Annotated in this window: 22 protein-coding genes; 15 read left to right on the top strand and 7 right to left on the bottom strand. The window is 71.4% G+C overall.

Annotated features, from left to right (window positions below; all coding sequences use genetic code 11):
• Positions 1 to 85: 85 nt before the first annotated feature.
• On the top strand, positions 86 to 430 hold the full coding sequence (locus NNL39_RS02065; protein ID WP_407665136.1) for a hypothetical protein: 345 nt from the start codon (positions 86 to 88) through the stop codon (positions 428 to 430).
• Between the two features lie 6 nt (positions 431 to 436).
• On the opposite strand, the gene trhA is transcribed toward NNL39_RS02065, so the two are convergent.
• Positions 437 to 1,201, bottom strand: a complete 765-nt coding sequence (trhA, locus tag NNL39_RS02060; protein WP_255160049.1) for a PAQR family membrane homeostasis protein TrhA — start codon at positions 1,199 to 1,201, stop codon at positions 437 to 439.
• 136 nt (positions 1,202 to 1,337) lie between these two features.
• Between trhA and NNL39_RS02055 the strand changes: the two genes are divergently transcribed.
• The 3 genes from NNL39_RS02055 (at position 1,338) to NNL39_RS02045 (ending at position 4,737) form a co-directional block, all read left to right on the top strand.
• The gene (locus NNL39_RS02055) at positions 1,338 to 2,072 is read left to right on the top strand and encodes an isoprenyl transferase (RefSeq protein WP_255160866.1); all 735 of its coding nucleotides are present in this window, start codon (positions 1,338 to 1,340) and stop codon (positions 2,070 to 2,072) included.
• Positions 2,069 to 3,193, top strand: coding sequence for an aminotransferase class V-fold PLP-dependent enzyme (locus tag NNL39_RS02050; protein ID WP_255160048.1), 1,125 nt, complete (start codon positions 2,069 to 2,071; stop codon positions 3,191 to 3,193). The genes NNL39_RS02055 and NNL39_RS02050 overlap by 4 nt, the downstream gene beginning before the upstream one ends.
• Positions 3,194 to 3,420: 227 nt before the next feature.
• On the top strand, positions 3,421 to 4,737 hold the full coding sequence (locus NNL39_RS02045) for a PhoH family protein (RefSeq protein ID WP_255160865.1): 1,317 nt from the start codon (positions 3,421 to 3,423) through the stop codon (positions 4,735 to 4,737).
• A gap of 49 nt (positions 4,738 to 4,786) precedes the next feature.
• On the opposite strand, the gene NNL39_RS02040 is transcribed toward NNL39_RS02045, so the two are convergent.
• Entirely contained in the window at positions 4,787 to 5,104 is a 318-nt protein-coding gene (locus NNL39_RS02040; RefSeq protein ID WP_255160047.1) for a helix-turn-helix transcriptional regulator, read from the bottom strand.
• A 107-nt stretch (positions 5,105 to 5,211) separates the two neighbouring features.
• Between NNL39_RS02040 and NNL39_RS02035 the strand changes: the two genes are divergently transcribed.
• Genes NNL39_RS02035 through NNL39_RS02025 form a run of 3 tightly spaced genes read left to right on the top strand, consistent with a single transcriptional unit; the run spans position 5,212 to position 9,271 of the window.
• Entirely contained in the window at positions 5,212 to 6,570 is a 1,359-nt protein-coding gene (locus tag NNL39_RS02035; RefSeq protein ID WP_255160046.1) for a proton-conducting transporter transmembrane domain-containing protein, read from the top strand.
• Positions 6,567 to 8,951, top strand: coding sequence for a putative inorganic carbon transporter subunit DabA (locus tag NNL39_RS02030; protein WP_255160045.1), 2,385 nt, complete (start codon positions 6,567 to 6,569; stop codon positions 8,949 to 8,951). Before NNL39_RS02035 ends, NNL39_RS02030 begins: the two co-directional genes overlap by 4 nt.
• Positions 8,952 to 8,971: 20 nt before the next feature.
• Complete coding sequence (locus tag NNL39_RS02025) at positions 8,972 to 9,271, top strand: P-II family nitrogen regulator (protein ID WP_255160044.1); 300 nt, start codon at positions 8,972 to 8,974, stop codon at positions 9,269 to 9,271.
• Between the two features lie 151 nt (positions 9,272 to 9,422).
• Here the strand turns inward: NNL39_RS02025 and NNL39_RS02020 are convergent, their stop codons facing one another.
• The 5 genes from NNL39_RS02020 to xseA form a co-directional block, all read right to left on the bottom strand.
• Positions 9,423 to 10,820 carry a class II fumarate hydratase gene (locus tag NNL39_RS02020; RefSeq protein ID WP_255160043.1) on the bottom strand — a complete coding sequence of 466 codons (1,398 nt, stop codon included), beginning with the start codon at positions 10,818 to 10,820 and terminating at the stop codon, positions 9,423 to 9,425.
• An 86-nt stretch (positions 10,821 to 10,906) separates the two neighbouring features.
• Positions 10,907 to 11,545 (bottom strand): carbonic anhydrase, encoded by a 639-nt coding sequence (locus NNL39_RS02015; RefSeq protein ID WP_255160042.1) that lies wholly within the window; start codon positions 11,543 to 11,545, stop codon positions 10,907 to 10,909.
• 59 nt (positions 11,546 to 11,604) lie between these two features.
• A complete protein-coding gene (locus NNL39_RS02010; protein WP_255160041.1) occupies positions 11,605 to 12,225 on the bottom strand; it encodes a DUF4245 family protein in 621 nt (206 codons plus the stop codon).
• Positions 12,226 to 12,230: 5 nt separating this feature from the next.
• Positions 12,231 to 12,458 (bottom strand): exodeoxyribonuclease VII small subunit, encoded by a 228-nt coding sequence (locus NNL39_RS02005; RefSeq protein WP_255160040.1) that lies wholly within the window; start codon positions 12,456 to 12,458, stop codon positions 12,231 to 12,233.
• 1 nt (position 12,459) lies between these two features.
• Positions 12,460 to 13,731 (bottom strand): exodeoxyribonuclease VII large subunit, encoded by a 1,272-nt coding sequence (xseA, locus tag NNL39_RS02000; protein ID WP_255160039.1) that lies wholly within the window; start codon positions 13,729 to 13,731, stop codon positions 12,460 to 12,462.
• Positions 13,732 to 13,816: 85 nt separating this feature from the next.
• Between xseA and NNL39_RS01995 the strand changes: the two genes are divergently transcribed.
• The 8 genes from NNL39_RS01995 to NNL39_RS01960 all read left to right on the top strand — a co-directional run bounded on the left by NNL39_RS01995 (position 13,817) and on the right by NNL39_RS01960 (position 23,034).
• On the top strand, positions 13,817 to 14,746 hold the full coding sequence (locus NNL39_RS01995; protein ID WP_255160038.1) for an ATP-binding cassette domain-containing protein: 930 nt from the start codon (positions 13,817 to 13,819) through the stop codon (positions 14,744 to 14,746).
• On the top strand, positions 14,743 to 15,606 hold the full coding sequence (locus NNL39_RS01990) for an ABC transporter permease (protein ID WP_255160037.1): 864 nt from the start codon (positions 14,743 to 14,745) through the stop codon (positions 15,604 to 15,606). The genes NNL39_RS01995 and NNL39_RS01990 overlap by 4 nt, the downstream gene beginning before the upstream one ends.
• 88 nt (positions 15,607 to 15,694) lie before the next feature.
• On the top strand, positions 15,695 to 16,495 hold the full coding sequence (locus NNL39_RS01985) for a hypothetical protein (RefSeq protein WP_255160036.1): 801 nt from the start codon (positions 15,695 to 15,697) through the stop codon (positions 16,493 to 16,495).
• A 679-nt stretch (positions 16,496 to 17,174) separates the two neighbouring features.
• Entirely contained in the window at positions 17,175 to 18,215 is a 1,041-nt protein-coding gene (locus NNL39_RS01980; RefSeq protein WP_407665160.1) for a 4-hydroxy-3-methylbut-2-enyl diphosphate reductase, read from the top strand.
• 13 nt (positions 18,216 to 18,228) lie between these two features.
• A complete protein-coding gene (locus NNL39_RS01975; protein ID WP_255160035.1) occupies positions 18,229 to 19,455 on the top strand; it encodes a sensor histidine kinase in 1,227 nt (408 codons plus the stop codon).
• Complete coding sequence (locus NNL39_RS01970) at positions 19,452 to 20,663, top strand: hypothetical protein (protein WP_255160034.1); 1,212 nt, start codon at positions 19,452 to 19,454, stop codon at positions 20,661 to 20,663. Before NNL39_RS01975 ends, NNL39_RS01970 begins: the two co-directional genes overlap by 4 nt.
• The gene (locus tag NNL39_RS01965; RefSeq protein ID WP_255160033.1) at positions 20,660 to 21,844 is read left to right on the top strand and encodes a sensor histidine kinase; all 1,185 of its coding nucleotides are present in this window, start codon (positions 20,660 to 20,662) and stop codon (positions 21,842 to 21,844) included. The genes NNL39_RS01970 and NNL39_RS01965 overlap by 4 nt, the downstream gene beginning before the upstream one ends.
• Complete coding sequence (locus NNL39_RS01960) at positions 21,841 to 23,034, top strand: hypothetical protein (protein WP_255160032.1); 1,194 nt, start codon at positions 21,841 to 21,843, stop codon at positions 23,032 to 23,034. The genes NNL39_RS01965 and NNL39_RS01960 overlap by 4 nt, the downstream gene beginning before the upstream one ends.
• Positions 23,035 to 23,061 lie beyond the last annotated feature (27 nt).

Genomic DNA, 23,061 nt, shown 5'->3' with positions numbered 1-23,061 from the left:
GCTGACGGGCCTCCCTCGTGCGGCGCGGCCGTCGTGAGCCGCTCAGGTGCGATCGCTACCCTGGAGGTCAGCGTAGAGCGCGCAGGTGAGGGTTGCCTCAACCGCGGCGCCCGTCGACACCCCCGAGGAGCATCCTGTGATCTGGAACACCCTGGCGGCCCGCGTGATGCCCACGGGCATCGGACCGAACCCGGTGGAGCCGACGACGCCCCCCGGGTTCGACCCGAACACGGTCACGCCGGGCGTCGAGGGCTTCATCGCCATCGCGCTCGTCGCGATCGCGGCCATCTTCCTGCTCATCGACATGACGCGGCGCATCCGACGGGTGCGCTATCGCGGCGAGGTGCGCGAGCGCCTCGAGGCCGAGCAGGAGATGATCGCCGAGGGCGGTCCGGTCGAGCCCGAGCCCGAGCAGCCCGCCGAGCGCTAGCTCCGCTCAGCCGCCGAACGGCGGGTCGAGCGCGACGAGCAGCACGCCCGTCCAGTGGCAGAGGAATGCCACGACCGTGAGGGTGTGGAAGATCTCGTGGAAGCCGAAGACGCCCGGCACGGGGTTGGGCTTCTTCATGCCGTACACGATCGCGCCCGCCGTGTAGGCGAGGCCGCCTACGATGACGAGCACCATCATGGCCGCGTTGGCGGTGAACAGGTCGACGATGTAGAGCACGGCCGCCCAGCCCAGCATCACGTAGAGCGGCACGTAGGCCCAGCGCGGAGCATTGATCCAGAACACGCGGAAGCCGATGCCGAGCAGCGCGCCGCTCCACACCAGCACGAGCAGCAGGTACCCCTTCTCGGGCGGCAGCGCCATGATCGACAGCGGTGTGTAGGTGCCGGCGATGAGCAGGAAGATGTTGGCGTGGTCGAAGCGCTTCAGCAGGATGCGTGTGCGATCGCTCCACGTGAAGCGGTGGTAGGTCGCCGAGATGCCGAAGAGCAGCAGGGACGAGAGCACGAAGACCCCGCTCGACCAGCGCGCCGCCGGGCCGTCCGCCACGATGATGAGCACGATGCCCAGCACGATCGCGAGGGGGAACGTGCCCGCGTGGATCCACCCCCGCCAGGTGGGCTTCTGCTCGAGCGCCGCGTACTCGATCGATTCCTCGAGCAAGGGCACATTCGGGAGGTCGACGCCGGGCTCGTCGGCGCCGGGCTCACGGGCGTCAGCGGTCGGCTTGTCGGCGGGGGCGGGGGAGGTCATGCCGCGATGATACGGGAGCCGCAGTCGCTGAACCCGTCTCTTGGATGCCCGGCACAACGTCGGCCCGGTGGACTACCGTAGGCCTGTGCGATCGTCGAGAACTCCCCGGGGTCGCGGCCTGCTCTACCAGCTCTACATGCGCCGCTTGCGCCGGCAGTTGGCCGACGCGACCCACCCGCGCCACGTCGCCATGATCCTCGACGGCAACCGGCGCTGGGCCCGCCTGCGCGTCGGCGGCACGACCGCGCACGGGCACCGCGCGGGTGCCGAGAAGATCGTCGAGTTCCTGCGCTGGTGCGACGAAGCCGACATCGGCGTCGTCACCCTCTACCTGCTCTCGACCGACAACCTCACAGGGCGCGAGAGCACCGAGCTGCGCGAGCTCATCGGCATCATCGGCGCCCTCGCTGCCGACCTCTCCGAGATCGACGACTGGCGCGTGCAGCACGTCGGCAGCCGGGAGGGTCTGCCCGAGCCGCTGCTCGCCGAGCTCGATGCCGCCGAAGCCCGCGGTGCGGGCAAGGCGGGCCTCCACATCAACCTCGCGGTCGGCTACGGCGGCCGGCGCGAGATCGCCGATGCCGTGCGGGCGATCGTGCACCACCACGCCGAGAGCGGCGGCACGCTCGACGAGCTCGCCGAGCTCGTCACGCCCGAGAAGATCGCCGAGCACCTCTACACGGGTGGCCAGCCCGACCCCGACCTCGTCATCCGCACCTCGGGCGAGCAGCGGCTGAGCGACTTCATGCTGTGGCAGAGCGCGCACAGTGAGTTCTACTTCGTGGAGGCCCTCGGTCCCGACCTGCGCGAGGTCGACTTCCTGCGCGCCTTGCGCGACTTCTCGCGCCGCCAACGGAGGTTCGGGCAGTGAGCGCGAGCATGGACGCCTTCGTCGCCGGGTTCTCCGAAGAGCCCGGCTACCTCAACCACCCGCGCCTGTCACCCATCGGCGAGCACGCCCTCGCCGAAGAGCGAGCGATGGCCGACGTGCTGTCGCACGCGCGCTTCGGCTCGTTCGCCACGCTCGAGGAACAGGACGACCGGGTGCGCACCGCGGTCGCGGCCCTCGTGCGCACGCGCCCCGACCAGGTCGTCTTCCAGCCGAGCACGAGCCAGGCGCTCATGCACGTCATGTTCGGGCTGACGGGCGGCGTCGCGGCGTCGACGGGCGAGTTCCCCGCCGTGGGCTACGCGATGGCCCGAGCCGCGCAGTCGCTCGGCGTGCTCGTGCCGCACGCCATCACCCCCGAGCACGAGCGCGTCACGCCTGGCGTCGTGCGCGACCAGCTCGCCTCCTCGGTCGTCGCCGTCGTCGTCAGTCTCGTCGACTACCGCACGGGCCACCTCGTCGACCTCGAAGGAATCCGCCAGGTCATCGGCGACCGCCTGCTGATCGTCGACGCCATCCAGGGCGCCGGCATCGTGGATGCTCCGTGGGAGCTCGCCGACGTCATCGCCTCGGGCGGCCAGAAGTGGCTGCGCGCCGGTCAGGGCACCGGGTTCCTCGCCCTCAGCGACCGGGCTCGGGAGCAGCTCACGCCCGTGTGGTCGGGGTGGCTCGCCCACGGCGGCCCCGACCTGCTGCACGACGTGGTCGAGCCCGCATCCGACGCCGGCGCCTTTCGCGTGGGCTACGCCGACGCATTCGCACAAGCGCGCCTCGCCGGCGCCGTGGACGCTGTCATGGCCGCGGGAGTGCCGAGCATCCGTGCCGTCGTCGAAGAACGCACCGCCCGCATCATGGAGATCGCCGACGAGGCAGGGATCGAAGTCGCGTCGCCTCGAGAGGATGCCGAGCGCGCGGGCATCGTCGTGCTCGAACCGCATCCTGAGTTCGTGAGCGCGCTCGCCGCGGCCCTGCACAACCACGGCGTCTCAGCCACCGTGCGGGGCGGGCGCGTGCGGCTCGGCGCCCACGTGTCGACCGATGACACGACCCTCGAGATGCTGCGCGCGGCCCTCGGCGAGTTCTCGACGACGACGAGCGCCTGACCGGCCGCGCCGAATGTGACGGCTCGGTGTCCCGCGCGTGTCGCTCCCGGCCAGCGGAGCGGTCGGGCATAGCGTGACGCTCATCGGGCATCGCGCCCGATCGGGGCGGCCGGAACGATCGTCCTGAGACTCCCGGCCGAACCGCACACAACTGGTCCGGGGTCGCCCGCGTCCCCGGGGATGGAGCACCGGTGGCCGCTGCGAAGACCTCCCGTCAGAACCCGTCGATCACGCGCGACGAGAGCGAGGTGGCGCAGCGCACGTACGTTCTCGATACGTCGGTGCTGCTGAGCGATCCGAAAGCCCTCTTCCGCTTCGCCGAACATGCGGTGGTGCTGCCGGTCGTCGTCATCGCCGAGCTCGAGGCCAAGCGCAACGATCCCGAGATCGGCTACTTCGCGCGTCAGGCCCTGCGCAACCTCGACGAGCTGCGCGTGCAGCACGAGCGCCTCGACTTCCCGATCGCCGTGGGGGAGTCGGGCGGGTCGCTGCGCGTCGAGCTCAACCACTCGAACCAGTCGGTGCTGCCGAGCGGACTCCAGCTCGGCGACAACGACTCGCGCATCCTCGCCGTGGCCATGAATCTCTCGAACGACGGGCTCGACGTCGTCGTCGTGTCGAAAGACCTGCCGCTGCGCGTCAAGGCCTCGTCGATCGGCCTTGCTGCCGAGGAGTACCGCGCCGAGCTCGCCGTCGACAGCGGCTGGACGGGCATGGCCGACGTCACGCTCTCGAGCGAGCAGATGGCCCAGCTCTACGACCGCGAGGTGCTGCGCACGCCCGTCGTGCGCGAGCTGCCGGTCAACACCTCGCTCGTGATCCACAGCGACCGCGGCTCGGCGCTCGGCCGGGTCGTCGGCGACGACGAGATCGCCCTCGTGCGCGGCGACCGCGACATCTTCGGCCTGCACGGCCGCTCGGCCGAGCAGCGCCTGGCGATCGATCTGCTCATGGATCCGCAGGTCGGCATCGTCTCGCTCGGCGGCCGCGCCGGAACCGGCAAGTCGGCGCTCGCGCTGTGCGCGGGCCTCGAGGCCGTGCTCGAGCGGCAGCAGCAGCGCAAGATCATGGTCTTCCGGCCCCTCTACGCGGTCGGCGGCCAAGAGCTCGGCTACCTGCCGGGCGATGCGGGCGAGAAGATGAACCCCTGGGCGCAGGCCGTGTTCGACACGCTCGGATCGGTCGTCTCGCAGAACGTGCTCGATGAGGTCATCGATCGCGGGCTGCTCGAGGTGCTGCCGCTCACGCATATTCGCGGGCGCTCGCTGCACGACGCCTTCGTGATCGTCGATGAGGCGCAGTCGCTCGAGCGCAACGTGCTGCTCACGGTGCTCAGCCGCATCGGCCAGAACTCGAAGGTCGTGCTGACGCATGACATCGCGCAGCGCGACAACCTGCGCGTCGGCCGCCACGACGGTGTGGCGAGCGTCATCGAGACGCTCAAGGGCCACGGGCTGTTCGGGCACATCACCCTCACGCGGTCCGAGCGCAGCGCGATCGCCGCGCTCGTGACCGAACTGCTCGAAGGCAACGAGCTGGCCTAGCGATCGAATCGCGGGTGCGGCCCGGCCGGCGGCGACGCTGGTCGGGCCGTTACTCTGTGCGCTCCGCGGGGCTGGTGCCGTCGGCGCGTCCGTCGCGCTCGGCGACGGCGCTCAACAGGTCGCCGATCGAGTGCGAGCGTTCGAGCGGGTGCCGCAGCGGCCGGTCGGTGACGACGCGGTAGCGGTTGCGGCGGCCGTCGCGCTCTTTCTCGAGGTAGCCGCTCGCCGTCAGCTCGGCGACGATGCGCTGGGTGGCGCGCTCGGTGATGCCGACCCGCTCGGCGATGTCGCGGATGCGCAATTCGGGGTCGTCGGCGAGGCACACGAGCACGTGCGAGTGATTGGTCAGGAAGGTCCACTCGGCCACGCGCCCACTGTACGCCGCGCATCCGTGCCCAGCCCGACACGAATCGGCGGAATCGCTTTACACGACACAAAAGACGTGTATTGTGATGCGGGTAAGGAGGTTCACCTATGAGCCCGCTCGATCTCACCTGGCGCCTCGACCCCACGGCGATCCTGCTGCTGGTGCTCGTGGTCGGTGTCGCCGTTGCTGTGCTTCCCTTCGCGCACCGCTCACTGCGTGGTGACCGGCACGGTGCGGGTGTCACGCTCAGCATCGTCGCGATGCTGTCGGCCACCGCGCTGCTCGTGGTCGCGGGCGAACTGTGGATGCTCGCGCTCGCGTGGAGCCTCGCCACCGCCGCGACGCTCGCCGCGCTCGGGCTCGGCGGGGGGCGGCCCGCCCTGCGGCGAGCCGGCCCGTGGCTCATCGTCGGCGACGTCGTGCTGTGGCTCGCCGTCGTGCTCGCCGCCGCGGGCACCGCCGGTGAGGCCCCCGCCGTGCTGCTCGTGATCGCCGCCGCGGTGCGCTGCGCGTTGCCGCCCGCGCACCCCTGGCTCGTCGACTCGCTCTACGCGCCGACTCCGGTGAGCGCTGCGCTGCACGGCGGCATCGTCAATGGCGGCGGAATTCTGGTGATCACCCAGTTCTCGCTCATCGCCTCGAGCCCCGCCGCCATCACCCTGCTCGCCGCGCTGGGCACCGTGGCGATCGTGGCGGGGGTGCTTGCCGCTCTCGTGCGCACCGACATCAAGGGGCGCCTCGTCGCGTCGACGGTTGCGCAGATGGGCTTCATGATGCTCGTCGCGTCGCTCGGCCTGCTCGCCGCCGCCCTGCTGCACCTCGTCGCTCACGGCTTCTACAAGAGCGCCCTGTTCCTCTCCTCCAGCGATGGCATCGATCGGCGCGCCGCAGAGCGCCGTGCCCCGCGGCCGTTCCTGACCTCCGCGACCGAGCGCCGGGTCAGGACGGTCGCGGGGGCGCTCGTGCCCGTCGCGGCCCTCGTCGCGGTGGCGCTCGTCGCCTACCCCGGCGGGCGCGGTCCGGCCGAGCTGCTGCTGCTCGTCACCATCGCGGTGGCGTTCGCCACCGCCGGTGCGCGCGCTGCGGGCCTCGCGCCCTCCCGCGGTCGCGCCGCGGCACTCGTCGCCCTCATTGCGGTCGGCGCGGTCGCCTTCGCGGCCGCGACCTCCGCCCTCACCGGAGCGCTCGGGCTCGCGCGCCCGGCCGAGATCGCGGCACAACCGCTCGCACTCGTCTTCGCTCTGCTGGCCGTCACTGCCCTCGCGGCGCTCGCCGCGGTGCGGCGGTGGGCGCCCGCCGGGCGCTGGGCGCTCATGCTCATCGCGGTTGGGCACGGCCTCGGCGGCCGCGCGGTGCGCATCGACCGCTCCCGTGAGGTCGGGTCTGCGTCTGCACCGGCACGCCGCACCGGTCACCCCCGCACCTCTCCCCGCACCTCCTCGACCCCGATGGGAGCCACGGCATGACCACCACCCCCGCCGCTCACCGCAGCGAGACGGCTCGCGCCCTCCGCGTGCGGGCTCGCGCTGACATCGCCGCCAACGTCGTCGCGCCCTACTACGGGCTCGACGCGGCGATCGCCGTGAACCCCGTGCTGCCCGCGCTCGGTGACGGCTATGCCGCCGCCGTGTCGAGCGCCGCGCCGGCGCTCGGCGGCCGGGGCGTGCTCGGTGAGGACGAGTTCCGCGCTCACCTCGGCGCGGGGCGCATCGCAGCCGCCGAGCTTGCCGCGAGCATCCGTCGCCACCGGCCCGACGCGCTCGGTACCGACGCGCGCCTCCTCGAGCAGTTCCTCGCCGAGCACGAGTCGAGCAGCGCGCCGGCGGCACTCGAGGCGTCCCTCGACCCGATCGATGACCTGGTGTCGGCGTGGTGCCGTGCCGCACTCGCCCCCGAGGCCGCGTCGTGGCCGGTGCCCGTCGACCGGCTCGGCTTCTACGGAGCCTGGCGCGCTGTCGCGCGGCGCGACCCCGCCCTCCCGCGGTCGGCGCGCGGTCGCATCGCCGAACTCCCCGAGGCGGCCGACGTCGCTCTGATGCGGGCCCTCGACCTGCTCGGCATCGAGGACGACGAGCAGCTGCCCGCGATGCGCGCGCACCTCGCCGCACTGCCCGGCTGGACGGCCGCGATCCGCTGGCGTTCGATGACGACGGGCGACGTCGAGGTGCTCGATCTGCTGGCCGTGCGCGTGGCCCTCGTCTGGGCACTCGGCGCGGCGCCCCTGCCGGCATCGAGACCGGCAGGCCCCGCGGGCGCGGCGCTCGAGCGCGCCCTCATCTGGCAGGAGGCTTTCGAGGCCCGTGCGCACTCGGCCGTGCTCGCGCAGCTGACGCCGGGCGCGCAGGCCGTCGTCGCGGCCCCCGCTGCACACCTCGTCTTCTGCATCGACCCGCGCAGCGAAGGGCTGCGCCGACACCTCGAGCGTCAGGGCGCGTACACGACGTCAGGCTTCGCCGGCTTCTTCGGCATCGCTGCGGCGGTCGAGCCGCTCGCTGCTGCCGAGAGCGCGCCCGCCTGCCCGGTACTGCTCACGCCTCGCTACCAGGTCTCAGAACGGCCCACGCCGGGCTCGTGGCGCACCGCGGCGCGCCTCATCGACCGGCTCGGCACCCGTCGCGCGGTGCGGGCGGCAATCAAGGCCCCCGACGCCGTCGCGGGTGCGCCGCTGGGCTGGGCCGAGGTCACGGGCTGGATGCTCGGACCCAGCGCGATCACGCGCAGCGTGCTGGCCGGCCGGGGTGCGCGGGCCGGGCGCCCCGACGAGGCCGCCGCCCCCACCCTCTTCGACATCGACTCGGCCCTCACCCTCGGCGACCAGATCGACACGGCCGAGGTCATTCTGCGCACGATGGGCCTCGTCGAGAACTTCGCGCCCCTGGTCGTGCTCGTCGGGCACGGTACGACCACCACCAACAACGCCTACCGCACGGCGCTGGACTGCGGAGCGTGCGGGGGGCATCGCGGTGCCCCCAACGCGCGCATCGCCGCCGCGCTGCTCACGGCGCCGGCGGTGCGCGCCGGTCTCGCCGAGCGTGGCATCCGCATCCCCGATGGCACGATCGTGATCGCGGGAGAGCACGACACCGCCACCGACTCGCTCACGCTCTTCGACATCGACCGTCTGCGGATCGACCACCGTCAGGCGGTCGAGAAGCTCGGCCGCGACGCCGCCATCGCCGGTCGGGGTCTGGCCGCCGAGCGCGCGGCCGAGCTTCCGGGGGCACCCGTCGGCCAGGGCGCGGCTGCGGCCGTCGCCCGTCGAGCCGGCGACTGGGCACAGGTCTACCCCGAGTGGGGCTTGGCCCGCAACGCCGCGCTCATCATCGGCCCGCGCACCCTGAGTCAGAGCGCTGACCTGGGGCGCCGAGTGTTCTTGCACTCGTACGAGCCGCAGCATGACGCGGAGGGCATCGCGCTCGAGACGATCCTCACGGCGCCGCTCGTCGTCGCCCACTGGATCAACGCGCAGTACTACTTCTCGGCCGTCGACCCCGACGTGTTCGGGGCCGGCTCGAAGACCGTGCACAACCTCGTGGGGGGGACGGGCGTCGTGAGCGGTCCGACGGGCGATCTGCGCCTAGGGCTGCCGTGGCAGTCGATCGGCACGCGCTCGGGGCTGCACCACGAGCCGCTGCGCCTGCTCGTCGTCGTCGACGCCCCGCGAGAGCGCATCGATCGCATCATCGGCAGTGCCGATGTCGTGGCCGACCTCGTGCACGGAGAATGGGTCATCCTGGTGCGCTCTGGCGCGACACCGGGCAGTTGGGAGCGGCGCACCCGCGAGGGGTGGCAGCCGTACACGCACGAGGGCGCGCAGAGCGCCCAGAGAGAGGACGACGCCGCATGAGCCGCGAATCACTGACCCGCATGACCAAGATCGAGGTGGTCGCGCGCACGGTCGACGCCGATGCCGTGCGCCGGCAGGTCGTCGCCGCGGGGGCGACGGGCTACACGAGTCTGCCCGCCGTCACCGGGCTCGGTCACCACGGTGCTCACGAGGGCCGTCAGCTGTTCAATGACCGCGACGCGCTCACGCTCGTGATCACGGTCGTGCCCGACGACCGGGCTGACGACCTGATCGAGGGGCTGCGCTCGCTGCTCGAGCACACGGCCGGCGTGATGTTCGTCTCCGACACCTATGTGAGCCGCCCGCACTACTTCCGCTGACGCGGCCCGGGCACCCGGCTACGCTGGCCCTGCGGCCCGCGGCGGCTGCGCCCGAGTGCTTCTCGAACCGGTGGTGCGGATCAGAGGAATCGGCGCACCGGCGCGGGCCGTCTGCAGGGCGGGGCAGGATGCTCGCGCCGCGCTCGCCGCGCTACAGGCCGGGCGACGTCATGCTGAGCACGTCGAGCGCCGTGTCGAGCTGCTCGAGGGTGACCTCGCCGCGCTCGACGAAGCCGAGGTCGATGACGGCCTCGCGGATCGTGAGCCCCTGGGCGACGGAGTGCTTGGCGATCTTCGCCGCCGCTTCGTAGCCGATGACGCGGTTGAGCGGGGTGACGATCGAGGGCGAGCTCTCGGCGAGGGCGCGGGCGCGCTCGAGGTTGGCCTCGAGGCCGTCGACGGTCTTGTCGGCGAGCACGCGCGTCGAGTTGGCGAGCAGGCGGATCGACTCGAGCAGCGAGGTGCCCATGACGGGGATGGCGACGTTGAGCTCGAACGAGCCGGAGGCCCCCGCCCAGGCGATCGTCGCGTCGTTGCCGATGACGCGCGCGCACACCATGAGCACGGCCTCGGGCACAACGGGGTTGACCTTGCCGGGCATGATCGACGAGCCCGGCTGCAGGTCGGGAATGTGCAGCTCGGCGAGGCCCGTGTTCGGGCCCGAGCCCATCCAGCGGATGTCGTTGCAGATCTTGGTGAGCGACACGGCGAGCACGCGCAGCGCGCCCGAAGCCTCGACGAGCCCGTCGCGCGCGCCCTGCGCCTCGAAGTGGTCGAGCGCCTCGGTGATCGGCAGGCCCGTCGTGCTCGCGAGCTCGGCGATGACCTTCTGCGAGAAGCCGAGCGGGGTGTTGATGCCCGTGCCGGTGGCGGTGCCACCGAGCGGCACTTCGGCGACGCGCTCGATGGTCGCCTGCACGCGCGCGATGCCGAGACGGATCTGGCGCGCGTAGCCGGCGAACTCCTGGCCCAGCGTGACCGGAGTGGCATCCATGAGGTGCGTGCGGCCGGCCTTCACCGCGGTCTTCCACAGCTCGGCCTTGGTCTCGAGCGCGCTCGCGAGGTGCTCGAGCGCGGGGATGAGGTCGCGCAGCAGCGCCGCCGTGACGGCGAGGTGCACCGAGGTCGGGAAGACGTCGTTCGACGACTGCGAGGCGTTGACGTGGTCGTTGGGATGCACCGGCAGGGCATCCGTCGAGGCGAGCGTCGCGAGCACCTCGTTCATGTTCATGTTCGAGGAGGTGCCCGAGCCGGTCTGGTAGGTGTCGACGGGGAACTGGTCGTGGTGCGCCCCGCCGATGATCTGGTCGGCGGCGCCGACGATGGCGTGCGCGAGCGCGGCATCCAGAATGCCCAGCTCGGCGTTCACGATCGCCGCGGCCCGCTTGATCTGGGCGAGGGCGATGATCTGTCCGCTCTCGAGGCCCGAGCCCGAGATGGGGAAGTTCTCGACGGCGCGCTGCGTCTGCGCGCGGTAGAGGGCGTTGCGGGGAACCCGCACCTCGCCCATGGTGTCGTGCTCGATGCGGAAGTCGGTGTCAGTGCTCACGGCGGTGTGTTCCTTCTAATGACGGGAGGGATTCGCAGGGGCGGTCGCGGTGGCAGGCGGTCGGCTCGGGCTGCGGGGATGCCGCGCTAGAGCTGGCCGACGACGACGTCGGGCACGACCCTGCCTTCGCGAAGGCGGTAGTTCGCACCCACGATGGCCAGCGTACCGGCCGCGACCTCGTCGCTGATGAGCTCGCTCGACGCGAGCAGGGCTCCGACGGTGTCGCGCAAGTGCTCGCGGCCCACCTCGAGGGCGTCGACACCGGCGGCGTCGGGCGATCCGGCCGCGAGCCGAACGCGATCGACGGCGGGCATGATCTGGTCGACGAGGCCCTGGATGTGCACGGGCAGCGCGGGCGAGTCGGCGTCGACGGCCGAGATGGCGGCGGCGACGGCGCCGCACTCGTCGTGGCCGAGCACGAGGATCAGCGGCACCTTGAGCACGGCGACGGCGTACTCGAGCGATCCGATGACGCTGTCGCTGATCACCTGGCCCGCGTTGCGCACGACGAACAGGTCGCCCAGACCCTTGTCGAAGATGATCTCGGCGGCGAGCCGCGAGTCGCTGCAGCCGAAGAGGGCGGCGTGCGGGGCCTGGAAGGCGGCGAGCTCGGTGCGCCGGTCGACGTCTTGACGGGGATGCTGGGGCTCACCCGCGACGAACCGCGCGTTGCCCCGCTGCATCTCGCGCCAGACCTGTTCGGGCGTGCGGCGTGTCGTCGACATCATGCTCCTGGGCGGACTCGGGGCGGGCGGTGCGCCTCTCGAGCGTAGTCGCCCCGGCGTCAGGGGGCGGCAGGCAGCTCGGCGGCGACCGCGGTGGCGAGCAGCTCGAGGTCGGCGTCGGAGGCCGTGCCGTAGAGCACGACGGTGCTCTCGGGCGTGCGCGTCACGAGCGCGATCTCGCGCAGGCCGACGCCGTCGACGCCGCGGCGGTCGTAGCGCTGCCACTCGACCCCGGCGATGGTGACGCGCTCGCCGTCGCCCGGGTCGCGCAGGGCATCCTGCAGCCAGCTCTGCTCGTCGGTGAAGCCCTGCAGCACACCGAGGAAGGTGCGCTCGGCCGTGATGAAGCCGATGGCCCACTCGTCGATGCCGCCGCTGCCGGCGAGTTCGGCGCGGTTCGCGCTCCAGCTCGGTGGCACGACGGGGGCGATGACCGCTGTGCCGAGGCTCGCCTCGGCTTCGGCCGCGGCGGCGACGTAGTCGATCGCGAGCGGGACGGGGTCGGGGCGCACGACGACGAGCACGAGGAACAGCACGATGCCGAGCGAGGCGACGAGCGAGCCGATGAGGTTGCGGGTGGTCTGGTTGGCGCGGCGCTTGCGGCGGGCTTCGGCGACGCGGTCGGCCTTCTCCTGCGGCGTCTCGGCACCGGAGTCGGCGGTCGTCGGAGTCTCAGCCACCGGGCTCACCCTTCAGCGGCCGCGCGGGCCGCGTCGAGGCGCTCTTTCGCGCCGATCAGCCACTCTTCGCATCGCCGCGCGAGGGCTTCGCCGCGCTCCCACAGGGCGATCGATTGCTCGAGGGTCGCGCCGCCCTGCTCGAGCTCGCTCACGACGCGCACGAGTTCGTCGCGCGCCTGCTCGTAGCTGAGGCCGGCGATGTCGGCAGGGTCGGAAGCGGTCACGTCACTCATGCTAGGCGGGCCTTCCTTCGGGAGTCGTGGGAGTCGGGGTCGCGCCGTCCGGTCCGGCGAGGGGAGCCTCGGCGCGTGCGGCGAGGCGGCCGTCAGCGAGCGTCAGCACGAGCGCGTCGCCCGAGGCGACGGTGGCCGCCGAGCGGATGACGGCGCCCGTCGCGGTCTGCGCGATGGCGTAGCCCCGGTCGAGCGTGCGCTGCGGCGAGAGCGCGCGCAGTTGGGCGCGGCGTTCGTCGACGTCGACGTGTGCGCGCTCAAGAAGCCGGCTCGTCAGCTCGACGCCGCGTGCGACGCCTCGCGTGAGCTCGTCGGCACGCGTGTCAACGATCCACGCCGACGAGGCGAGCGCGGGGCGCGAGCGGATGGCGGCGATGCGCTCGACCTCGGTCGAGATCGCGCCGGTGACGCGCGTGAGCATGCGCGAACGCACCTGCTGCACGCGCGCGAGCTCGTCGCTCACGTCGGGCACGACGCGCTTGGCGGCGTCGGTGGGCGTCGAGGCGCGCAGGTCGGCGACCTCGTCGAGCAGCGGGCGGTCGTTCTCGTGGCCGATCGCGCTCACGAGCGGGGTCTCGCAGGCCGCGGCCGCGCGCACCAGGCTCTCGTCGCTGAACGGCAGCAGGTTCTGGAAGTCGCCGCCGCCGCGGGCGACGATGATGACGTCGACCTCGGGGTCCGCATCCAATTGCCGGATGCCCGCCGTCACCTCGGCGACCGCCTTGTCGCCCTGCACGGCGGCGTGCACGACGCGGAACCGCACGGAGGGCCAGCGCAGTTGCGCATTGCGGATGACGTCTTTCTCGGCGTCGCTGTCTTTGCCGGTCACGAGCCCGATGCACTGCGGCAGGAAGGGGAGGGGCCGCTTGCGCTCGGGGGAGAAGAGGCCCTCGGCCGCGAGGGTGGCGCGCAACCGCTCGAGGCGCTCGAGCAGGTCGCCGAGGCCGACGCGGCGCATCTGCGACACCTGCATCGTGAGCGTGCCGCCCTTGACCCACCAATTGGCCTTGACGAGGGCGGTCACGCGGTCGCCCTGGCCCAAACCGTCGGGAAGCGTCGCACGCACCGACGACCAGATGACGAACGACACTGTGGCGTCCTGGCTGACGTCTTTGAGCTTGCCGTAGACGTTGCCGCCCGAGACGCCCCACTGGGCGATCTCGCCGTCGACCCAGACCTGGCCGAGCCGGTCGATGTAGTCCTTGAGCTTCGCCGAGAGCTGGCCGACAGGCCAGGGGGCGTCGGCGCTGGACGGGGCGGGCGCGTCCGTCACGGTGTGCCCTCCTTGCGTCGTCCGGTGTGCTTCGCCAGGGTAGTCGAGAGCGCCGACCTCTCGGCCTCGTTCTGCAAGGAGCCGCATGCGCACTCCCACCCCGCTCACCGTCGAGTCGCTGACGAAGGTCTACGGCGAGGTCACCGCCCTGCGCGATGTCAGCTTCACCGCGCAGCCGGGCCGCGTCACGGGCTTCCTCGGCCCGAACGGCGCCGGCAAGACGTCGACCCTGCGCATTCTGCTCGGCCTCAACCGCCCGACGGCGGGCCGCGCGCTCATCGACGACCAGCGCTACCGCGACCTCGACGCACCCCTGCGGCGGGTGGGCGGTTCGCTGTCGAGCGACGTGTTCCACCCCGGTCGCAGCGGCCGAGACCACCTGCTCACCCTCGCGCTCGCCTCGGGCATCGAGCGCGCGCGTGTCGATGCGGTGCTCACGCAGGTGGGCCTCGCCGACGCCGGCCGCCGTCGCGTCGGCGGCTACTCGCTCGGAATGCGGCAGCGCCTCGGACTCGCGGCCGCCCTGCTCGGCGACCCCGACGCGCTCGTGCTCGACGAGCCCATCAACGGCCTCGATCCGGACGGCATTCGCTGGATGCGCGGCCTGCTGCGCGCGCTCGCCGACGAGGGCCGCACCGTGCTGCTCTCGAGCCACGTGCTGAGCGAGGTGCAGCAGACGGTCGACGATGTCGTGGTCATCCGTCACGGGCGCATAGTGTTCGACGGCACCCTCGACGCCCTCGAAGCGGGGACCGCCCGCGTGCGCGTCGACGCGGCTGATCGGGCGGCGCTGCAGGATGCCCTCACGCGCGCCGGCGCGACCGTCGAGCCCGGCCCCTCAGGGCTGACGGTGCTCGGCCTCGACGCCGCGCGCACGGGCGAGGTCGCCCGCGACGCAGGGATCGCGCTCACGCACCTCAGCGACGAGGGCGACGGGCTCGAGTCGGTGTTCCTCGCGCTCACGGCGGATGAAGCGGCGAGCACGGGCGCCGCCGCCGAGGGGAGCGCCGCATGAGCACCCTCACCGCCCTGGGCAGAGCGACGGCCGCCGAATTCGCGAAGGTCTTCTCGCTGAAGTCGTGGTGGTTGCTCGGCCTCATCATGGTCGCCTACGTCGGCATGACGGCCGCGGGCCTCGCGTTCTTCCTCAGCGACGCCGGTGCGCTGCTCGCGGGCGCCGCCGGCGGGGCAGCGCCCGCGCCCGAGCTCGACCCCGTCGTCATCGCCAACCTCGTCTACAGCAGCGTCACGGCAGTCGGCCTCGTGATCCCGCTGCTGTTCGGCGCGCTCATCGTCACGACCGAGTACCGGCACGGCACCCTGACGCCGACGGTGCTCGCGCAACCGCGCCGCGGCATCGTGCTGGCCGCGAAGGCGATCGTCGCCGCGCTCATGGGCACGCTCTACGGCGTGCTCGGCCTCATCGGCTCGGTCGGCCTCGGGGCCCCGGTGCTCGCCGCACTCGGGGAGGAGACCGCGCTCGGCGAGCCCGAGGTCATCGGCGTGCTGCTGCGCACCCTCGTCGCCACCGCACTGTGGTCGCTGCTCGGTCTCGGCCTCGGTGCCCTGCTCACGAGCCAGATCGCGGCGATCGTCATCGTGCTGGCGTTCACCCAGTTCGTCGAGCCGATCCTGCGGCTCGTGGCCAGCGTCTGGGAGTGGTCGGCCTCGCTCGGCCGCTTCCTGCCGGGGTCGGCGACCGACGCCCTGGTCGGGGCGGGCATCCTGAGCTCACTGAACGCGCTCGATCCCTCTGTTCCCGTCGCGTCGGTGGATGCTCTCACCTGGTGGCAGGGAGGCCTCGTGCTCGGCGGCCTCGCCGCGGTGCTGCTCGTGGCCGCAGCCCTGACGACCGGCCGCCGCGACGTGGAGTAGGTGGAGAAGTCTCTCGATCAAGCCAATCTGTTTTCCAGAACCCTTTCCCGGTGACGAGGCCGGAATCGCGCGAGGAGTGTGCTGTGAGATGAAGATCATGAGGCGAATAGCCGCGCAGTCGTCTCCGCAGGTAGCGAGAGAGCTCGGAGAGTTGGGCATTCAGGTTTCGCCCGATGGTCATTTTGGCTTTTGGTTCGACGAATCAGATTCACGCTGGCCGGCCGTCGTCGATTGGCTCGCGAGTCATGGGCGGTCTTTCGAGGATTTGATCAGTACAACCAGGTTCACCAATGGTGAGTTGAAGGCCGCGGAGTGGCACGAGTTTTCAACGGATTGGCATTGGAGCTATCCACAGCCGAACGACGACGTCTTCGGCTACCGAAAGGTCACCTACGACGACTCAGAGTTCTGCCCGCATTGCGGAATAGGGCTGCGACAAGTGGCTCCGTTCCGCATGCGAGGGGAGCCACGGTGGGGGCGTCGGAGTGTGCTTCAGTTGAACTGGGTGTTCGACGAGTTGTTCGTTACACCTGAGCTGTGGGACAGCGTTTTCAAGCCATTGGGTGTTCCTGCGCGGGAAGTCCACAACTCTCGGGGCGAAGCGTTGACGACGGTCGTCCAGCTCGTGGTTGATGACCTCGTGGATCTCGAGATGGGCGCGTATCCGCCCCGGCGCTGCGGTGTGTGCGGGATTGAGAAGTTTGACCCCGTGAGCAGAGGGTTCTTTCCTGCTCCGCGGACGAAGCCAACTGCCGCGATGTGCCGGTCGAATCAGTGGTTCGGGAGCGGTGCGAGAGCATTTCGGGCGATCATGGCTTCCCGTGAGGTCTACGCGCAGCTGCAGGAGGCAATGGCGAAGGGGGCCGTATTCGTTCCGGTGAGGGGTTGACCCCGGAGGTCGAGATCTCGTGCTCCCTGGTCTCGCCGTCGTGCTGCTCGTGGCCGAGGCGTTGACGACGGGCCGCCCGACGTGGAGCAGCGAGCGGTTGATGCTGTCGGTAGTGGCGTGACTCCCAGTCACACGTGCTGAAGGGGTTCGGAAGAGACAGTGACCAGGCAGGACTACCTAAACCACGCTAACGACTTGGTCGTCAGAGACGGGGTTGATCTCTGGATCGCGCTCATGCGTGTCCTACTTCGCAGACTGGAGGAGGTCGGTGCTCCAGCCCAGCTTCGGCCTATTCTGGAAGAGACGCGAAAGCATTGGTACGGGCAGCCAGCCGACTTATCCCGTTTGAAGCAACAAGTCTGGGAGTACGTTGACGCCAGTTGGCCCAAAGGCACCGATCTTGGGAATTCTGAAGGCAGGTTTGCACGGGCGTTGCTGTGCGTGCTCGAAGCCGATGGAGATCCAGAGGACCGTTCGATGACGGTCGAGTGGTTTGTTGCAATGGTGGATGAAGGTTCGATAGACCGGCGCTGATTGGTCGATCACATTCTGGCCGTCAGCCAGAAGCCTCGCGCCGCTCAGTCGTTGCTGGTGTTGCAGGGATGAGCAGGCTCCCCGCAGACACCCCTCGTAGACTGAGCACGTGAGCACGATCTCGAACGGCGCCCTGGGCACGACTCTGACCGCCCCCGTTATCCCGCAGCGGCGCGAGCGGCTGCGGCCGGTCGAGGTCGACCGCCCGAAGCGCGTCCTGCTCGCCGCTCCGCGCGGCTACTGCGCCGGCGTCGACCGCGCGGTGATCGCCGTCGAGAAGGCGCTCGAGCAGTACGGCGCCCCGGTCTACGTGCGCAAGCAGATCGTGCACAACGTGCACGTCGTGAGCGAGCTCGAGAAGCAGGGCGCGATCTTCGTCGATGAGGTCGAAGAGGTTCCGCCGGGCTCGCACATCGTCTTCTCGGCGCACGGTGTGAGCCCCGCCGTCGTGCAGGGCGCCGCCGACCGCGACCTGCTCGCCATCGACGCCACGTGCCCGCTCGTGACGAAGGTGCACCGAGAAGCCGTGCGGTTCGCGAAGCAGGACTACCGCATCCTTCTCATCGGTCACGCGGGTCACGAAGAGGTCGAGGGCACGATGGGCCACGCGCCCGAGCGCATGATCCTCATCGGCACGCCCGAAGAGGCCGACACGATCGAGGTGCCCGAGGCCGACGAGCTCATCTGGCTCTCGCAGACCACGCTGAGCGTCGACGAGACGATGGAGACCGTGCGGCGCCTGCGCGCCCGGTTCCCGCACCTGCAAGACCCGCCGAGCGACGACATCTGCTACGCCACCCAGAACCGCCAGGTCGCGATCAAGAAGGTCGCGCCCGAGACCGATCTCGTCATCGTCGTCGGGTCGGCCAACAGCTCGAACAGTGTTCGCCTCGTCGAGGTCGCGCTCGAGTACGGGGCCAAGGCCGCCTACCGCGTCGACTACGCGAGCGAAATCAAGCAGGAGTGGTTCGAGGGCGTCGCGACCGTCGGCGTGACGAGCGGCGCGAGCGTGCCCGAGGTGCTCGTCGAGCAGGTGCTCGCCGACCTGCGCGATGCCGGCTTCGACGCGGTCTCCGAGGTCAAGACGGCGGAGGAAGACCTGCAGTTCTCGCTGCCGAAAGAGCTGCGGCGCGATGCGCAGGGCAACGTCGACGAGCGCGCGCTCGGCGGGCGCATCCGAGACTGATCGACGCCCCGCCATGAGCGCGACCGCCCCACCCCTGGCGCGGCCTGCGCCGCCGCCGCGGGAGGTCACGGCACGCGCACTCGTGCGCGGTCTGGCGACGGCGCAGCGCGTCATCGGGCCGGTCTCGCTGCTGCTCGCCCTCGCCCTCATGGTCGAGGTGGCGGTGCGGTCGGGGGACACGGCGACGCTCGGCTCGCTCGTTCTCTGGTGGGCCCCGGCGTTCACGGCCGCGGTCGTGCTCGTGCTGCGGCCGAGCGTCGCCACCGCCCTGATGACGGTGGCGGTCGGGCTCGTGGCCGGCTCCGGCTTCGTCGCGACGATGCTGCAGTCGTACACGCCCGAGCAGTCGCGGGGGCTCTTCCTCGTCGAGGCGCTCGCGTGGGCGCTCATGTTCATCGGCGCCGTGCGCCCGCGCGCCGCCGACGGGGCGCTCTGGGTGATCGTGGGCCTTGTCGCGGGCACCGCGGCGCTCGCGGCGGGACATGCCATCGCGGGCAGGCCGCTCGAGCTCTCGCCCGACCGCCTCGTCGACGCGGTCATCATGACGATCGCCTACGCCGTCGTCGCCGTCGGCGGGCGACGTCGCCGCGATCGGGTTCCCGAGCTGCCGGATGCTGCGCTCGTGTCGCGCCGCCAGAACGCCGCGCGGCAACGGGAGCGGGCGGCCGCGGCGCTCGTGCACGACACCGTGCTCGCCTCGCTCACCCTGCTCGAGCGGACCGACTCGCGACTCGACGATCGAGTGCGGCAGGGCATCCGGCGCGACCTCGATGCGGTCGCCGGCGCGAGCGCCACCTCCGTCGGCGTGGTGAGCGCGGCGGCCGCCGAGGGCTCGCTCGCGGCGCGCATGCTGGCGATCGTCGACGATCTGCGCTGGCGCGGCTTGCGGGTCGACCTCAGCGGTGCGGAGGCGCTCACGAGCTCGGCAGGTGTCAGCACTGCTGCCGCTGAGGCCGTGCTCGCGGCCATGACGGCGGCTCTCGAGAACGTGCTGCGGCATGCGGGCATCGACCGGGCCGAGGTCACCGTGGGCCGGACGGCGCAGGCGCTCACGGTGCTCGTGGTCGATGCTGGCCGCGGCTTCGACGTCGCCCAGGTGCCCGACGATCGGCTCGGGGTGCGCGAGTCGATCCACGGCCGGCTTGCCCGCGTCGGCGGCGCGGCCCGCGTGTGGTCGAACGCCACCGGCACGACGGTCATGCTCTCGGTGCCGGTCGCCGCGGGGGAGGAGTCGTCGTGAGCGCCCTGCCCCCGCGCCGCCTCGATGCGCTCAGCTGGTGGCGTCGATCGTCGATCGACATCGACACGCTCAGCTGGCTCACGTCGTCGCTCGTGAGCAGTTGGGTGACCCTCGTGGTCGCGCTCTTCGGGCTCACGGCCGTGGTCGTCGGGGGGCAGGGGGGCTATCGCCCCGCGTTCCAGTTCCTCGCCGTGATCGTGATGACGTTCGCGGCCTACGCGATCCACCGCGGAGCCCTGCCGTCGCGGGGCCGCTTCCGCGCGCGCCGCGCCGCGCTCATCTTCGGACTCGCCTCGCTCGCCGTCATGATGTCGGCGCTCGCCCTCGTCGACCGGCAGGCGGTCTTCCCCCTCGTGGATGCCCTGCTGCCGTCGCCCGCCGACCCCCGGTTCGCCCTCGAACTGTGGTGGGCGCCGGTGTGCGCGGCGCTGGTCGTCATGGCGACGAGCCCTTTCGTGGCCGGCCGCATCTTCGTGCCGGGGGCGCTCGTCGTGGTCGCGGCAACCGCCGCATCGGCCGCTTTCGTCGCGGTGTCGCGCGGCAGTGCGCTGCCCGTCGCCGACATCGTCGTCATCACCTCGACGCCCGTGTTCGCGGTCATCGGCGGCATCGCGCTCAATCGCACGCTCGTGACCGCCGTGCAGGGCTGGCGGCGTGGTGCGGCGGATGACGCACCGGCCGACGACTTCGTGGAACCAGCGGTTGCGGTCATCGATCGCATCACAGGGGGGCGGTTCTCGACGGCCGTCGTGCCGTTCCTCGAGCGCGTCGAGCACGCGGCGACGCTGCACGATCGCGACCGTCGGCTGGCCGCTCGTCTCGCCGAGGGCATGCGGCGGTCGCTCGTGGCACGGGGTGACCAGAGCTGGCTCGCGGCGCACGTGGCGGGGCGACCGGTCTATGTGACCGACCCATACCGGTTGGCTGACACGATCACGGTCGATCAGCGCGCCGCGATCATCGCCCTCGTCGACGGGCTCTTCGACGACCCGGAGGCGGGCGTGTTCGGCGCCCGACTCGATCTGGCACCTGCCGACGATGACGCCGTGGCCGTCGCGGTCACCGTCGGACTCGCCCTGCCGGAAGGGCGCCGCACCGCCGTGCTCGCGCCGTACTATCTGACCGTGAAGTCCGTTGTGCGGCGCATCGAGTGGCGCAGCGGCGAGTCGCTGGTCGTCTCGTTCGACGTCGACAGCGAGCCGTCATGACTGCCGTCGCGCTGCCCCGGTCGGTCGCGGCGCGCATCACCGTGCGCGGGCTCGCGACAGCGCAACGGGTCATCGCGGCGACGGGCGCCTTTCTGGCCGGCGCCGTCGTCGTCGACGTGCTCGCCGCGCGCGGGCTGGTCGCGCAGGCTCCGCTGGTGGTGGCGCCCTACCTGGGCATGGGCCTGCTCGCCCTCCTGCTGCTGTGGCGCCCGGGCCGCCTCACGGCCGTCGGCTACATCGCCGGCGGGGCTGTGCTCGCTGTCGCGGCACCCGTGCTGCTGCTCGCCGCCGATCCTGCGGCGGCTGACGCGGGACCATACCTGCTCAACCGCGTCGCCACGGCTGTGTGCCTCGTCGGTGCGGTCTCGGGCCGCGCGCTGAGCGGAGTGCTGTGGAGCAGCGCCGCGTACATCGTCGCCGAACTCAGCTTGCAGCTCGGCCTCATGCTCGCTGGCAGCTCAGGGCCATCGGGCACGGGTCCGGTGATCATCTTCGCGATCTCGTTCGTCACCTACGCGACGTTGGCGCTCGCGCAACGACAGTCCGATCGGCAGTTCCGGTCGCTCTCGCGCGTCGCCGACGAGGTGCTCGGCGCTGATCGTCGACGCGCTCTCGAGCATCGCGCTGCGGGAATCGTGCACGACACGGTGCTCGCTGATCTCGCGCTCATCTCCCGGTCTCCTGGCCCGCTCACGCCCCGGGCGCGTGAGGTGCTCACCGAGCACCTGCGGATCGTGGCCGACTCGACCGTCGCCGAGCCCTCGACGGCGCCTGCCGCGGGAAGCGTGCTCGGGGATGCCCTGCTCGAGCTCGCCGCCGAGTACCAGTGGAGCGGGTTGCGCGTCGACGTGAGCGGTGCCGAGCTCATCAGCGACGAGGTTCCGGGGGCCACGCGCCACGCCGTGCTCGGAGCGGCACGGGCTGCGCTCGACAACGTCGTGCGACACGCGGGCACCGACCGTGCCGAGCTTGTCGCGGGCGTGCGCGGTGGCGCCCTCACAGTGCTCATCGTCGACGATGGCCACGGTTTCGCACCCACCGAGGTCGCCGAGGACCGCTTGGGCCTGCGCATGTCGATCAACGAGCGCATCGAGCAGGTCGGGGGGTCGGTGCGGGTCTGGTCCGGGCCAGAGGGCACCACGATCATGATGACCGTGCCGGTGCCAGGAGGGGAGTCATGATCACGACGTCGTGGCTCCGCAGCCCGTGGGATGCCGACCCCCTGAGCTGGTTCACGACCCCGAACCTGCCGCTCGCGGCGGCGGCGCTGTCGCTCGTGCACGGCATCATCGTGCTCGGCCCGTCGGGGCAGGCCGGATCGCGGCCCCTTGTTCAGGTCGCGGCGCTCGGGCTCGCAACCGTCGCCCTGCTCTGGGTGCACATCGCGACCCGACCGCGCTTCGGCGGCATGACGATCGCTCGCGCCCTCGTCGCTGTGGTGCTCACGTCGGCGGCGCTCGTCGTCTCGGCAGCGGGGTATCTCGGCGAGGCCTTCGCGATCCAGCTCTGGTGGGCGCCGTTGTCAGCCTCGCTACTGCTGCTGTCGCTCGCGCCCTACACGTCAGCGCTGCGGCTCGTGCTGTTCGGGGCGGTGCTGCTTGGCGTCGGGGCGGTCACGATCGTGCTGCTGGTCGTCCCCGACGAGACGGCGTGGCCGCCGTTCGCCATTGCCGTGATCACGCTGTTCCCCATCGTCGTCGGCGTGGTCGGCGGCGTCGTCATGATCCGCACCATCACGATGTCGCTCACCCGCTGGAGCGAACGGCCGCTCGACGTGCCCGGAACACTGGCACCGACTGATGAGCTCGTCGCCTCGGTCGACCGGGCGACCTCTGAGCGAATCGCCCCTGCGGTGTCCTTCCTCACCGCCGTGCTCGAGCGCGGCAGCGTGACGGCGGGCGACACCGCTCGTGCGGCGGCCATCGCGGAGCGACTGCGGTCGGAGCTGGCTGGCGTCGTCGATCGCACCTGGATCGAGCGCGTCGCCGACGGTCGGGCCGTCACGGTCGACGACCCCGATCGCCTGGCCGAGCGGCTCGACCTTGCTCAGCGCACGGCGATGCGGGCCCTGCTCGACGCGCTGCTCGGCGACATCGAGTCGCCGCTCGGCTCCGCGCGCATCCAGCTGCGTCGCACCGATCACGGAGCCATCGCCGTCGCCCTGCGCATCCTGAGCACGATGGCCGAAGGCCGCCGTGAGACCTTCTTGGCTCCGTACTACGTCAACCTGCAGTCGACGGTCGACAACCTGCGGTGGCGCACCGGCCCGGTGACGGCTGTGGAGTTCGAGGTCGCGGCAGGGTCGCGCGGCGGTTCCCGGGTGCAGCGCACGCCCGAACCGGGAACGCCCGGAGGGCCGGTCGCACGGTAGCGACAGGCCCCCCCGGGCGCGGTGGTT

This window comes from Microcella humidisoli, assembly GCF_024362325.1.
Lineage (GTDB): Bacteria > Actinomycetota > Actinomycetes > Actinomycetales > Microbacteriaceae > Microcella > Microcella humidisoli.
The sequence above is the reverse complement of the archived record's forward strand: the minus strand, read 5'-3'. Positions and strand labels throughout refer to the sequence as shown.